Raw genomic sequence first — 12,650 nt, 5'->3', positions numbered from 1 at the left:
CGGCGGGGTTGCTTCGCCATCTCCGCCAAGCCTTCGTCGGCGACCCCGCCCTACAACCAAACCCTCCTCATGAATTCCATCACCCGCAGCTTACGGATTGCCCTGGCGCTCGCCAGCGCGGTGGCGGGTAGGTGTGAAGCCGTAGATGCTTCCGTCGGGATGCAGTCCATCCCGACGGGAGCCTACGTGCCCGTGCAACGTTCCACCCAGGATCCGGAGTCGGTGCCCGTGGCGGCCTTCCGGCTCGACGAGCGGCCCGTGACCAACGCCGACTTCCTCGCCTTCGTCACCGCCGTCCCGAAGTGGCGCCGCTCCGCCGTGAGCCCGCTCTTCGCCGACGCCTCCTACCTCGGGCACTGGGCGGGTGACCTCGAGCCCGGCGCGCGGGCGCCGGCCGATGCCCCGGTGGTGCGGGTCTCGTGGTTCGCCGCGCGCGCCTACGCCCGCTGGGCCGGCAAGCGCCTGCCCACCACCGCCGAGTGGGAACTCGCGGCGGCGGCCGGTTACACCACGCCCGCGGGGAAAAACGAACCCGCCTTCAACCGCGACCTCTACGCCTGGCTCGCCCGGCCCGTGCCGGACATCCTGCCGTCCGTCGCCACCGCCCGGGCCACGCTGCACGGCGTGCGCGGCCTGCACGGCCTCGTGTGGGAGTGGGTGGACGACTTCAACACCGCCATGGTCACCGGGGAATCGCGCGCCGACACCGGCCTCGAGCGCGACCTCTTCTGCGGCGCCGGCGCCGCCGGGGCGAAGGACACCAGCGACTACGCCGCCTTCATGCGCTCGGCCCTGCGCTCCTCCCTCCAGGCCAACAATACCACGACCTCGCTCGGCTTCCGCTGCGCGTCATCCCTCCCATGAAAACGAAAATCACCCTCTGCCTGGCCCTGGCCATTTGTAGGAGCCTGCTTGCAGGCGATGCCTTGAGCCCGTCGCGTGCCAGCACGCTCCTACAAGAAGACAAACCCGCCGCCTGCTGCGCCGCCGAGCCCGCACCCAAATCGGCCGCGTGTTGTCCGACCGAACCCGAGAAGAAAGACGCGTGCTGCTCAGTGACAGAAATCGAAAATCGAGACTCACAAATCCAAAATTTCTCCCCCGCCTCCCTCTACCAGCTCGACGCCACCTTCACCGACGACCGCGGCCAGCCGTTCGCCCTCGGCGCGCTGCGCGGGCGGCCCGTCGTGCTCACGATGTTCTTCGCCTCCTGCGGCTACGCGTGCCCGCTTTTGCTCACGGACATGCAGGCCATCCGGGCGAAGCTCCCCGCGGCGATCCGGGACCGGGCGGCGTTCGTGCTCGTGTCCTTCGACACCGTGCGCGACACCCCGGCCGCGCTCGCCCTCTACCGCGGCCAGCGCCAGCTCGACGCCTCGTGGACGCTCCTGCACGGCGACGACGGCGCGGTCCGGGAACTCGCCGCGCTGCTGGGCGTGAAGTACCGGCAGGAGGCCGACGGCATGTTCGCCCACTCGAATCTCATCACGATCCTCAATCCCGCCGGCGAGGTCGTGCACCAGCGCACCGGCCTGCAGGGCGGGCTCGACGAGACGGTGCGGGCCCTGGCCGCCGCCCGCTGACCTGCCCCGATGAAACCGGAACTGCGGCACGCCCTGGAGCGGCGGCGGCCGGAAATCCGGGCGCGTTGGGAGGCGCTGCTGCGTCTGGAAAAGGCGCCGACCGCCCTGGCCCGGCCCGATACGCTGGTCTATCTCTTCGACCACACGCTGGCCGAGGTTCTCTCCCCGGAGCCCGGCCGCGGGGCGCGCCCTGAGCGGGTCGGCGAACGCCCCGAATGTCGCAGCGAGGGCAACCCCTTCCGTTATTATTTCGCCGCGCTGGAGCAGTCCCTGCTCGAGGCCCTGATCTGGGCCCAGAGCGAAGACCCCGCGCTCACCCCGACGGACAAGGTCGCCAGCGTCGGGGAGCTCTGCCAGCAGTTGCGGCGGGTGGCTCGCCGCGAGATCGGTCTGTTCGACCGCCTCTGCCCCGCAATGCCCGCGGAAGTGCCGGAGGTTTGACCCGCGTCAAGGCGGCCGGCGGTCCGCGCCGGTAGGCTGCGGGCGATGAACCACCCAACCCGAATTCTGCTGGCGCTCGTCGCCGGCGCCTCCCTCCTGTTCACCGGCTGCGGCAAGTCCGAAGCCCCCGCTCCCAGCGCGGCCCCCGCCGACGGGGTGCGGACCATCGAGATCACCGCGAATGACACGATGAAATTCAACCTGACGGAAATCCGCGCCCAGCCCGGCGAGAAGCTGCGCGTCGCCCTCACCAACCTGGGCCGGATGCCCAAACAGGCGATGGGGCACAATTGGGTCCTGCTCACGCCCCGCGACGACGCGGCCGTGCTCGCCTTCGCCGCTTCCGCCGCCGCGAGGATGCCCGACTATCTCCCCGACGATAAGTCCGCCGTGTTGGCGCACACCCGGATCCTCGGCGGCGGCGAGAGCGATACCATCGAATTCACGGTGCCTGCCCAACCCGGCGAGTATCCCTTCCTCTGCACGTTCCCCGGCCACGCCGCGTTGATGAAGGGCAAGCTCATCGTCCGCCCATGAGTCCTGGTCGCGTTCAAGCTGGGATGGGGGGGCTGGCGCGAGGAGCCTGCTTGCAGGCGATGCGCGGCGCTCGCCGGTTGAGACGGTCCCGGATCGTCCGCCAGCAGGCTCCGGCAAGGTGGCGGGTTCGTCTCATCCGGAACGCGAAGGAGAATGACGCCCAAAGCTCCGGTCCCTTGATTCGCATCAAGGCGGCCGGGCGCGATTTCGGGTAAACCCCTTCCATGCCCACGGTCCATGTCCCTGCCGGGTTTTCGCCCGCCCTCGCCAACGAACCGCCTGATCGCGTCGTCGGGTCCCGGCTGGCGGCCACGGGCGCGCGTTTCTGGTTTCTCCTGGCGGTGGGCAGCCTCGTGCTGGCCGGGCTGCTGTCCTTGACCCTTGTCGTGGGTCGGCTGCCGTTCATGGGCTGGTTGTTCACCGACCCGCTTTTCTTCAAGCGCGCGCTCGTGGTGCATGTGGATCTCGCCATGGTCGTCTGGTTCCAGGCCGGAGCCGCGACCTTCCTCGCCCTCGCGCTGGGCGCGGCGATCCCGCGGGTCGGCAAGGTCGTCGCCGGCGCGCTGGCCTTCGCCGGCGTGATCGGCTTGCTCGCCGGCGCGGTGATGCCCGGCGCCCAGCCGGTCCTGGCCAATTACGTGCCGGTGATCGATCACCCGGTCTTCATCGGCGGCCTCGTCTGCTGGTTCGCCGGCACGGGGGTGTTTTTCGCCGGGGCCCTCGCGGCCCCGGCCGCGTGCCCCCGCATCCTGCCCGATGATGCGCTCGTCGCGCTCCGCGCCTCCGCGCTGGCCAACCTGGTGGCGCTTGCCACCTTCATCGCCGCCTGGCGCACGACGCTGCCCGGCCTGCCGGCCATCGGTTATTACGAGCTGCTGGCCTGGGGTGGGGGCCATGTTCTGCAGGTCGCCAACGTCGCGATGATGCTGGGGCTTTGGCTGATGCTTCTGCACCGCTGGTCGGGGCACACCGTGATTTCACCCGCGGCCATCCGCTGGCTGCTGGCCGCGCTCGTGCTGCCGCAGGGCGTGCTGCCGTTGCTCGCGCTCGCCGGCACCTCCCGTCCGGCCTACACCGAGACAGCGACGCAGTTGATGCGGTGGACGATCTTCCCGGTCGTCCTGATCGTGCTGGGCCTCGGCCTCCGGCACGTGGGGCGGCACTGGGCGCAGCGCGCCGCCGCCGGCAACTGGCGCCTGGTCGGTCTGGCCGGCAGTGCCACGCTGACCGTGCTCGGCTTCATCCTCGGCTCGCTTATCCGCGGCTCCAGCACGCTCGTGCCCGGTCACTATCACTGCGCCATCGGCGCGGTGACGCTGGCGCTGATGACGGCCGCCTATGATTTCTGCGCCGCGACGTCGGCGGGGGCCCCGCCCGCGATGCGCTGGCGCCGGGTCCAGCTCCTGTGCTTCGGCTGCGGCCAGGCGGTCTTCGGCCTCGGCTTCGCGCTCGCCGGAGCCTACGGGCTCGGCCGCAAGCAATACGGCGCGGAGCAGCACGTGCGCTCCGTCGGCGAATACCTCGGCCTCGGCGTCATGGGCCTCGGCGGCCTCGTGGCGGTGGCCGGCGGCCTCCTTTTCCTCGCGGTCATGTTGCGCTGCATCGGCACGTGGCGGCACCGCTCACCCCAACCCGTCTGAATTCATGAACAACGAACCCAAGATCCATCCGTGGCAGCGGCTCCTCGACAACCCGTGGCTGCTGCTCGTGCTCGGCGTCCTCATCCCCTTCCTGTCCTACACCGCGTGGGGCTGGATCGAACTGATGCTCACCAAACCGGCGCTGCTGCCCTGACCGGAGTCCCCCTTTATGAGCCTGCGTCCCCTTACCACCCCTTGGTTCCATGCCCCGGCCGGCCACGAGAAGCTTTGGCTCGGCCTTGCCCTTCTCTGGTGCTTCGTGATGTCGCTGATGATGCCCTACTGGCATTTCCGCGGCAAACAGAACAGCACCGGCGAGGCCTATGCCGTGACGCCCGCCGACTTCCTCGCCCGCACGGAGAAGTTCGTCGAGGCCAACCGCGTCGGCACGTTCAGGAACACCGTCGAGGCCAACGCGCTCGTGCCGGAGCTGCCCATCGCCGAGCCGCCCCCGGGCGGCGACGCCTACATCACCGGCCGGATGTGGCAGTGGTGGCCCGCCCTCCGCCTGCGCGTGGGCGAGACCTACCGGCTGCACCTCTCCGCGCTCGACCTCCAGCACGGCTTTTCGCTCCAGCCGCTCAACATGAACTTCCAGGTTCTCCCCGGCTACGACCACGTGCTGACCATCACGCCGACGTCCAAGGGCGAGTTCACCATCGTCTGCAACGAATTCTGCGGCATCGGCCACCATGCCATGACCGGGAAAATCTTCGTCGAGTAACCGTCTCCCCGCCATGACCACCGCCCCTGCTTCCTCCTCCCACGCGCTCACCGCGCCCGGCGTCCCCGGCCGCGTCTGCGGCACGACCGGCCTGAGCGTCTGCCTCGACGCCCAGCGCTTCATCAAGCTCAATGCCGTCGTCGGCATCGTCTTCCTCCTGCTCGGCGGCATCGCCGCGCTCCTGCTGGCCCTCACCCGCTGGCAGACCGTGCACCTTCTGCCGGCGGACTGGTTCTACCGCATCCTCACCTTCCACGGCATCAACATGCTGATCCTGTGGATCCTCTTTTTCGAGGTCGCCATCCTCTACTTCGCCTGCACCACGCCGCTCAACGCCCGGCTCTTTTCCAGGAAGGTCGCGTGGGTCTCGTTCGGCATGATGCTCACCGGCGGCGTGATGGTGGACTACATCATCCTCGCGGGGCAGGCCGACGTGATGATGACCTCCTACCTGCCGTTGCTGGCGCACCCGCTGTTCTACCTCGGCATCATCCTCGTCGCGGTGGGCACGCTCATCGGCGTGTTCAACTTCTTTGCCACGCTCTACGTGGCCAAGCGGGACCAGGCCTATACCGGCTCGGTGCCGATCGTCACCTTTGGCGCCACCGCCGCGGCCATCATCGCCGTCGTCACGCTGCTCCATGGCGCCATCGTGATGATCCCGACCTTCACCTATTCGATGGGTTGGACGCCCCAGCCCGACCCGGCCTGGTATCGCCTCATCTGGTGGGGCCTCGGCCACCAGTCGCAGCAGGTCAATGTCTGCGCGATGGTGAGCGTGTGGTATCTGCTCTCGCACGTCATCCTGGGCGCACGCCCGGTCAACGAGGCTGTGTGCCGCACCGCCTTCGTGCTCTACATCCTCTTCATCAACCTCGCCTCGGCCCACCATCTGCTGGTCGACCCGGGCGTCGGGGCCACGTGGAAGATTTGGAACACGTCCTACGCCATGTATCTCGCCGTGCTGGCCTCGATGATCCACGGCTTCACCGTGCCGGCCGGCATCGAGATCGCCATGCGCGAGAAGGGCTACACGCGCGGCATCTTCGGCTGGGTCACCGCCCTCCCGTGGAAAAATCCCGCGCTTTCCGCCACCGTCCTGTCGGTCATCATCTTCGGTTTCCTCGGCGGCATCACGGGGGTCACGCTCGGCACGCAGCAGATCAACATCATCGCGCACAACACGCTGCGCATCCCCGGGCATTTTCATGTCACGGTGGTCGGCGGCACCTCGCTGGCCTTCATGGGCCTGGCCTACTACGTGATCCCGCTGATCTTCCAGCGCGATTTCATCCTGCGCGGGGTCGCCCGCTGGCAGCCGTGGCTGTTCGGTCTCGGCATCACGCTGATGTCCTTTGGCATGTCGTTTGCCGGTTCCATGGGCGTCTCGCGGCGCAGCTGGGATATCGACGCGCAGGGTATCTACGGCCCCGCCGCGCATCTCTGGCTCGGCGTGCTTGGCATCGGCGGTGTGCTCGCCTTCCTCGGCCTGCTCACCTTCGTGCTGCTCTGCGTGGGCACGCTGTTCTTCGGCCGGAAGATCGGCGCGGGCACAGCCATGTCGGACTGGGGCACGCCGCCGGCCTTGGCGGGCAGTGCGGCCGGTTCGCTGGCCCAGGACCATTACGCCACCAAGGGCACCATCGTCCTGACCATCCTCTTCCTCGCCTGCTTCGCGGTGTATTACTTCGCGAACTGGAAGGCCCTGGCCGACGTCTGGCCGGTGCGCTGAGGCCGGAACGGTAGGGCGGGGTCTCCGAACCCCGCCACGAACGAGATATCGCGATCGAACGAAGGCGGGGTTCGGAGACCCCGCCCTACAAATTCACCCGCTCCCATGCTCACCCCCACCCACGCACCCGGGCCGGCCATCATCCCGGCGCCGGCCCACGTTGACTCGCCCGGCGAGCGGTTTCTCACCGGGCCGGGCCTGCTGGTGTTCCTGTTCACGGCACTGGCGGCCTACGAGGGGTTCCTGCTGCTGACGATCTTCGGGCCGACCGAGGGCGGCTTGCTGGGGGATTTTGTGCGCGACTTCCAACTCTGGTGTTACCGGGGCGACCCGCGCACCGGCGGCATCTCGTGGCTGGCCGTGTCGGTGATGATGTTGGAGCCCTGCTTCATTGTCGGTGCGGCGGTGGTGCTGTGGCGCCAGGTCATCGTGCCGCTCCGCGATCCGCGGCTCTGGCTCGCGCATACCCGAGCCGCCGCGGCCGGGTTTGGTGTGATCGCCATCTGCGTGGCCGGGCTGGTCTATTACGCCCGGCTCGATGCGGCCCGCGCCCAGGAACTGCCCCCGTTCCCCGGCGCCCGCATCCGCGTGAACCTCGCCGTGCCCGATGCGCCGCTGCTCGACCAGCGCGGCATGGACTTCCGCCTGGCTGACCTGCGCGGGCAGGTGGTGCTGGTCACCGGCGTCTATGCCGCCTGCTCCACGACTTGCCCGGAGATATTCAAGGAAGTCCAGGCCCTGCTGACTGAGTTCACTGCCGCCGAGCGCGCGGACCTGCGCGTCGTCGCCCTCTCGCTGAACCCGGAATACGAGACCACCGAGATCATGGCCGCGATGGCGGAGGGCCGCGGCTTCACCTACCCGGAGTTCCGCTACGTCAACGGCCGTGATCCCGCCGGGATGCGCGACGTGTTGAAGCGGCTCCAGTTCTCCGTCACCCGCAATCCCGAGACCGGGGTACTCGACCACGCCAACCTGTTCCTGCTCGTCGACCGCTCCGGCCGGATCGCCTACCGCTTCACGCTGGATCCGCGCCACCGGGCGTGGCTCCGCGCCGGCCTGCGGCAACTCCTGCTTGAATCCCATGCCCCCATTCCTGCCCAATAACCCCTCCCGCCCACACCGGTCCCGTCCCCGGGCATCAAGTAGTCTGTTGAACTACCTGGGGATCGGGTCGTCCGGAGGGAGGGGCGCATGAGCAGGCACGCGCATCCTGAGCCGGACTGCGAGGCCCTGGCCGATGCGGTGGGGACTTCGCCGCAACCACCGGGTTCCTCGCCGCCACCGCCGCCCGTGCGCGGCGCCCGCGTGCTCGCCGCGGGTGACGGGTTGCTGACGAGGACCGACACGCTGCTTGAGCGATGGCTGCCGCGGGAAGTGAACCCGCTGGCCCACCTCGGGCCCGCGGCCAACGTCATGCTGCTGCTGGCCACGCTCTCCGGGGTGCTGATGCTGGTCTGGTATTCGGCGAGCGTGCAGTCGGCCTGGCACTCGTTGGCCGACCTCGGGCCGCGTTCCCTTGGCGGCATCGTGCGCAGTGTGCACCGCTACTCCTCGGACCTCACGATGTTGCTGGTGCTGGCGCATGCGGGGCGTGCGCTGCTGGCGCGGAAGTTCGCCGACGCGCGCTGGCTTGCGTGGGTGAGCGGTCTGGGGCTGATCGCCCTGGTCTGGTTCATCGGCTGGACGGGCTACTGGCTGGTCTGGGACCAGCGGGCCCAGTTGCTGGCGCTGGACACGATGAAGGTCCTCGACGTGCTGCCGGTCTTCGGCGAGCCGCTGCAGCGTCTGTTCACCTCGGACCGGACGGTGCCATCGCTGTTGTTCTTCGTCGTCTTCTTCCTGCACATGGCGCTGCCGCTGGGGGTCGCGGCGGGGCTGGTGCTGCATGTGGCGCGCCTGAGCCGGGCGCAGTGGCTGCCGGACTGGCGGCTCATTGCCTGGCTCGCGGGCGCGGTGCTGCTCGCCGCGGCGGTCTATCCCGCGGCCAACGCCCCGGTGGCGCAGATGGCGGTGAAGCCCGTGGCGCTGACCATGGACTGGTGGTATCTCTGGCCGCTCGCGATCACCGCGCGCCTCTCCGGCGGGGGGCTGTGGCTGGCGACCGCGCTGGCGGCGGCCGGGCTGCTCACGGTGCCGGCGTGGCTGGCCCGGCGCCGGCCGCGCGCGGTCTTCCAGGCCACGGTCAATGTCTCCCGGTGTTTTGCCTGCACGCTCTGCTCGCACGATTGCCCCTTCGGCGCGATCACCATGGTGCCCCGCACCGACGGCAAGCCGTTTCCCTCCCAGGCGCAGGTCGATCCCGACCGCTGCGTGGGCTGCGGCATCTGTGCGGGTTCCTGCGACACACAGGGCATCGGCCTGGCGTGGTTTGACGCCCAGCAGGTGGCGAGGGAACTGGAGGGGCTCGTGGTCGCGGGCGTGGAGCGCGGTACGCCGCCGGCGCTCGCGCTCGTTTGCGCGCAGACCGGCGGCGGCTGGGAGTTGTTTGACCACGTGGCGTGGGCCCGGCGCCTGCCGGGCTATGCGGTGCGCCCCGTCCCGTGCTCGGGCTGGGTCGAACCCAAGCTGCTGGAGCGCCTCATCAGCAAGGGGGCGGCGGCGGTCCTGATCGTGGGCTGCGGGTCGGCCGAGGCCTTCGCCCGCGAGGGCAACCGCTGGATGCCCGCCCGCCTCGACGGTACGCGCGAACCGGCCTTCCGGCCCAACCGCGCCGATCCGCGCAGGACCGCCCACGTCAATTTTGACCCGCTGCGGTCGCACCTGCTCACGACGGCCGCGCAACGCCTGCGCGAACGCCAACCGGTCGCGCCGGTTCAGGCGGGGGCCGGCTCCGGGCGGTGCTGGCGGCGACCGTCCTGACGGCGGTGGCGCTGGCCGCGTTGCTGGCGGCAAGCGACGCCCCTTTTCGCAATCCGGCCCCGGCGGGGGCGGAATTCATCTTTACCTTCCGGGCCCTGGGCGGCCGGGTGGAACAGGGCGGAGCCGCCCCGGAGCAGGATGACCGGCCGGTCCACATGCGGGCCACCGCGCCCGCCGGTCGCGGGCGCACGGTGGTGGTCGTCAGCGTGGACGTGGACGGTCTCGTCCAGCAGCAGGTTTACCGGCCCAAAGGCGTGAAGTCCGACGGGGCCTCCGTGGGCGAATGGCGCGTGCCGCTGGCCCCCGGGGGGCATCGTATCGCCGTCAGCGTGGCGCGCGGCGCGGCCCCGGGCGCGCCCCGCCAGGAATGGACCGGGGAAGTCCTCGCCGTGGAGGGAAAGCTGGTGGTGCTGTCGTTCGATTCCGCCACGGGATACCGACTCGAGCCTTGAACGCGAATCGGGCCGCGGCATGACTTGCGTCAAGGCGTTGCATCCCGGAAGGCGGTAGGGTTGGCTTGGATCCTCCGCCTCCCTCGCGCCCATGAAACCGCACCATTTCAAAACCTTCGACGTCCGGCCGCTGCTCGCGCGCGGCGAGGAACCCTTCGCCCTCATCCGCGCCCGCGTGGACGGGCTCGGGGCGGGGCAGGGGGTCACGATCATCGCGCCCTTCATGCCCGCGCCCCTCATCGAGCTGCTCAAGAGCGAGGGCTTCGGCTCGACCATGGAACGACGGGCCGACGGCGCGTGGGCCGTGAATTTCTGGAAGGAATGACGATGCGTGACATAACGGCAACGGCCGATCTGCAGGCTTGGCGGCGACCGGCGCCGCGTCAGGCTGCCCGGCACCCCCGCGTCCCATGACGTTGCCCACGCCCCGCTCCCGCACGCTCTTCCTGCTGGCCATCACGGCCACGCTGGGGCTGTTCGCGGGCCTCGGCACCTACACGTTCACCTACGCGCACGGGCTGTCGTATTTCTCCAACGACCCGACCGCCTGCGTGAACTGCCACATCATGCGCGAGCAGTTCGACGGCTGGCTGAAGGGCCCGCACCACACCGTCGCCACCTGCAACGACTGCCACACCCCGCACGGCTTCATCCCAAAATACCTCAGCAAGGCGGAGAACGGCTTCTGGCACTCGAAGGGGTTCACGCTCCAGGACTTTCACGAGCCGATCATGATCCGCCGCCACAACGTCGCCGTGCTCCAGGCCAACTGCGTCGGCTGCCACGAGCAGATCGTGGACGGCATCAACACCCACCCGGGCGACCCGCAGAAGATGCTCGACTGCCTCCACTGCCACCGCGAGGTCGGCCACGGCCCGCTGAAGTAACTCTTTCATTCAACAACCACGAATGAACCCGAAGACACCCGAATCAGAACCACACCAACGCGCGCGTCATCCTGGGCCGTGCGAAGGATCCGGCGGGTGGGCGGCCAGCTTGCCCGTTCGACAGGCTCAGGGCCCCGAGCCTGTCGAGGGGCTGGCGCCACGAGCACAACAAGGTATTCGTGGCGTGAGCAAGCTCACCGCCCACTTCCCCGGTCTTGGATCCTGCGCACGGCCCAGGATAACGGTGCGGGGTGTGGCTAAGTTCGGGCCATCTTCGCGTTCAACCGTGCTGCACTAACCTCGATTCTCTCCCCTCCCGCCATGAATACCTCCCCCGCCTCCCGCCAGCGCGGCCTCGCCACCTGGGTCTACGTCGTCCTCCTCGCCGCCTCGGCCGGCGCCGCCTTCCTGATCCTGATGCTCTATCAGAACGTCGTCACCCGGAAGGCCGAGGCCACCAAGGACGTCTTCCGCGTCGTCGAGGTCAGCGACCAGACGGAGGACCCCGCCGTCTGGGGCAAGAACTACCCGCGCCAGTACGACAGCTACAAGCGCACGGTTGACACCGAGCGCACGAACCACGGCGGCAGCGAAGCCTTCCAGCATCTCGACGAGGACCCGGTGTGGCGCCGCCTGTTCGCCGGCTACGCCTTCGGGGTGGATTACCGCGAGGAGCGCGGCCACGCCTACATGCTGCTCGACCAGCGCGAGACCGAGCGCGTGAAGAACTTCAAGCAGCCCGGCGCCTGCCTCCAGTGCCACGCCTCGACGCTCAACGCCTACATCAGCGAGGGCATCAAGGCCGGCGTGCCCGCGGGCAAGGAGCATTGGGAGGAGCAGATCCAGAAGGGTTTCGAGGTCGTCTGTGCCATGCCCTACACCGAGGCGACCAAGCTCGTGGCCCATCCCGTGTCCTGCGTGGACTGCCACGACGCCGACACGATGAGCCTCCGCGTCAACCGCCCCGGTTTCCTCAACGGCATCCGCGCGCTGGCCAACTCCGACTACCCGACGCCCCACCTGCCCAGCATCGAGCGCTGGCGCCGCGACGGCCGCGAGGGCCGCTACGAGCCCAACACCGACGCCACGCGCCAGGAGATGCGCTCGATGGTCTGCGCCCAATGCCACGTCGAGTATTACTTCAAGGGCGAGGGCAAGCTCGTCACCTACCCGTGGGACAAGGGCCTCAAGGTCGAGCAGATCGAGGCCTATTACGACGAGGTGAAGCACGTGGATTTCAAGAACACCGAGAGCGGCGCGCCGATCCTCAAGGCCCAGCATCCCGAGTTCGAGCTGTGGAGCCAGGGCATCCACGCCCGCAGCGGCGTCTCCTGCGCCGACTGTCACATGCCCTACGTGCGCGAGGGCGCGATCAAGGTCAGCAACCACCATGTCCGCTCGCCGCTCCTCAACATCGCCCAGTCCTGCCAGGTCTGTCACCGCATCCCCGAGCAGGAGATCAAGTCCCGCGCCCTGCAGGTGCAGGACCGCAACGTCGCGCTCCTCAACCGGGGCGAGACCGCCGTCATCGGCCTGCTGGATGCCATCGCCGCCGCGAATCGGGCCGGCGCGACCGATGAGCAGCTCAAGGCCGCGCGCGATCTGCACCGCAAGGCGCAGTGGCGCCTCGACTTCATCTCCGCGGAGAACTCCATGGGTTTCCACGCCCCGCAGGAGGCCGCGCGCATCCTCGCCGAGGCCATCGACTATGCCCGCCAGGGCGAGCTCGCCGTCGGCCGCGACACGAGGCCCGCCACCGCCGCCGGCACCGGGGCGTTGAAGTAGGGCCGGT

General features: G+C 69.1%; 14 protein-coding genes. All 14 read left to right on the top strand.

Annotated features, from left to right (window positions below; all coding sequences use genetic code 11):
- Positions 1-69 precede the first annotated feature (69 nt).
- The 14 genes from Verru16B_RS01820 to Verru16B_RS01760 all read left to right on the top strand — a co-directional run bounded on the left by Verru16B_RS01820 (position 70) and on the right by Verru16B_RS01760 (position 12,643).
- Positions 70-864 (top strand): formylglycine-generating enzyme family protein, encoded by a 795-nt coding sequence (locus Verru16B_RS01820; RefSeq protein ID WP_083270026.1) that lies wholly within the window; start codon positions 70-72, stop codon positions 862-864.
- A complete protein-coding gene (locus Verru16B_RS01815; protein ID WP_083270025.1) occupies positions 861-1,583 on the top strand; it encodes an SCO family protein in 723 nt (240 codons plus the stop codon). Before Verru16B_RS01820 ends, Verru16B_RS01815 begins: the two co-directional genes overlap by 4 nt.
- 9 nt (positions 1,584-1,592) lie before the next feature.
- Positions 1,593-2,024, top strand: coding sequence for a hypothetical protein (locus Verru16B_RS01810; protein ID WP_069960688.1), 432 nt, complete (start codon positions 1,593-1,595; stop codon positions 2,022-2,024).
- 45 nt (positions 2,025-2,069) lie between these two features.
- Positions 2,070-2,561 carry a plastocyanin/azurin family copper-binding protein gene (locus Verru16B_RS01805; RefSeq protein WP_099093246.1) on the top strand — a complete coding sequence of 164 codons (492 nt, stop codon included), beginning with the start codon at positions 2,070-2,072 and terminating at the stop codon, positions 2,559-2,561.
- A gap of 224 nt (positions 2,562-2,785) precedes the next feature.
- Entirely contained in the window at positions 2,786-4,201 is a 1,416-nt protein-coding gene (locus Verru16B_RS01800; RefSeq protein ID WP_069960686.1) for a mechanosensitive ion channel family protein, read from the top strand.
- 4 nt (positions 4,202-4,205) lie between these two features.
- Positions 4,206-4,355, top strand: coding sequence for a hypothetical protein (locus tag Verru16B_RS18515; RefSeq protein ID WP_169829266.1), 150 nt, complete (start codon positions 4,206-4,208; stop codon positions 4,353-4,355).
- A 15-nt stretch (positions 4,356-4,370) separates the two neighbouring features.
- Positions 4,371-4,925, top strand: a complete 555-nt coding sequence (locus Verru16B_RS01795) for a cupredoxin domain-containing protein (RefSeq protein ID WP_069960685.1) — start codon at positions 4,371-4,373, stop codon at positions 4,923-4,925.
- A 13-nt stretch (positions 4,926-4,938) separates the two neighbouring features.
- Entirely contained in the window at positions 4,939-6,657 is a 1,719-nt protein-coding gene (locus tag Verru16B_RS01790; RefSeq protein WP_069960684.1) for a cbb3-type cytochrome c oxidase subunit I, read from the top strand.
- Positions 6,658-6,762: 105 nt separating this feature from the next.
- Positions 6,763-7,764 (top strand): SCO family protein, encoded by a 1,002-nt coding sequence (locus Verru16B_RS01785; protein ID WP_069960683.1) that lies wholly within the window; start codon positions 6,763-6,765, stop codon positions 7,762-7,764.
- A gap of 186 nt (positions 7,765-7,950) precedes the next feature.
- The gene (locus Verru16B_RS01780; protein WP_069960682.1) at positions 7,951-9,519 is read left to right on the top strand and encodes a cytochrome b N-terminal domain-containing protein; all 1,569 of its coding nucleotides are present in this window, start codon (positions 7,951-7,953) and stop codon (positions 9,517-9,519) included.
- A complete protein-coding gene (locus tag Verru16B_RS01775) occupies positions 9,498-9,971 on the top strand; it encodes a hypothetical protein (RefSeq protein ID WP_069960681.1) in 474 nt (157 codons plus the stop codon). The genes Verru16B_RS01780 and Verru16B_RS01775 overlap by 22 nt, the downstream gene beginning before the upstream one ends.
- A 91-nt stretch (positions 9,972-10,062) precedes the next feature.
- Complete coding sequence (locus Verru16B_RS01770) at positions 10,063-10,296, top strand: DUF2249 domain-containing protein (protein ID WP_069960680.1); 234 nt, start codon at positions 10,063-10,065, stop codon at positions 10,294-10,296.
- An 85-nt stretch (positions 10,297-10,381) separates the two neighbouring features.
- Complete coding sequence (gene nrfH / locus Verru16B_RS01765) at positions 10,382-10,858, top strand: cytochrome c nitrite reductase small subunit (protein ID WP_069960679.1); 477 nt, start codon at positions 10,382-10,384, stop codon at positions 10,856-10,858.
- Positions 10,859-11,179: 321 nt separating this feature from the next.
- Positions 11,180-12,643 (top strand): ammonia-forming cytochrome c nitrite reductase subunit c552, encoded by a 1,464-nt coding sequence (locus Verru16B_RS01760; protein WP_069960678.1) that lies wholly within the window; start codon positions 11,180-11,182, stop codon positions 12,641-12,643.
- Positions 12,644-12,650 lie beyond the last annotated feature (7 nt).

This window comes from Lacunisphaera limnophila, assembly GCF_001746835.1.
GTDB classification, from domain to species: Bacteria; Verrucomicrobiota; Verrucomicrobiia; order Opitutales; family Opitutaceae; genus Lacunisphaera; species Lacunisphaera limnophila.
Note: the sequence above shows the minus strand (reverse complement) of the source record. Positions and strands in the feature narration are given on the sequence as shown.

Coding starts and splice junctions, on each gene's coding strand:
- Verru16B_RS01760 (WP_069960678.1), top strand. CDS start 11,180: ATGAATACCTCCCCCGCCTCCCGCCAGCGCGGCCTCGCCACCTGGGTC.
- Verru16B_RS01785 (WP_069960683.1), top strand. CDS start 6,763: ATGCTCACCCCCACCCACGCACCCGGGCCGGCCATCATCCCGGCGCCG.
- nrfH (WP_069960679.1), top strand. CDS start 10,382: ATGACGTTGCCCACGCCCCGCTCCCGCACGCTCTTCCTGCTGGCCATC.
- Verru16B_RS01800 (WP_069960686.1), top strand. CDS start 2,786: ATGCCCACGGTCCATGTCCCTGCCGGGTTTTCGCCCGCCCTCGCCAAC.
- Verru16B_RS01805 (WP_099093246.1), top strand. CDS start 2,070: ATGAACCACCCAACCCGAATTCTGCTGGCGCTCGTCGCCGGCGCCTCC.
- Verru16B_RS01790 (WP_069960684.1), top strand. CDS start 4,939: ATGACCACCGCCCCTGCTTCCTCCTCCCACGCGCTCACCGCGCCCGGC.
- Verru16B_RS01770 (WP_069960680.1), top strand. CDS start 10,063: ATGAAACCGCACCATTTCAAAACCTTCGACGTCCGGCCGCTGCTCGCG.
- Verru16B_RS01820 (WP_083270026.1), top strand. CDS start 70: ATGAATTCCATCACCCGCAGCTTACGGATTGCCCTGGCGCTCGCCAGC.
- Verru16B_RS01815 (WP_083270025.1), top strand. CDS start 861: ATGAAAACGAAAATCACCCTCTGCCTGGCCCTGGCCATTTGTAGGAGC.
- Verru16B_RS18515 (WP_169829266.1), top strand. CDS start 4,206: ATGAACAACGAACCCAAGATCCATCCGTGGCAGCGGCTCCTCGACAAC.
- Verru16B_RS01795 (WP_069960685.1), top strand. CDS start 4,371: ATGAGCCTGCGTCCCCTTACCACCCCTTGGTTCCATGCCCCGGCCGGC.
- Verru16B_RS01810 (WP_069960688.1), top strand. CDS start 1,593: ATGAAACCGGAACTGCGGCACGCCCTGGAGCGGCGGCGGCCGGAAATC.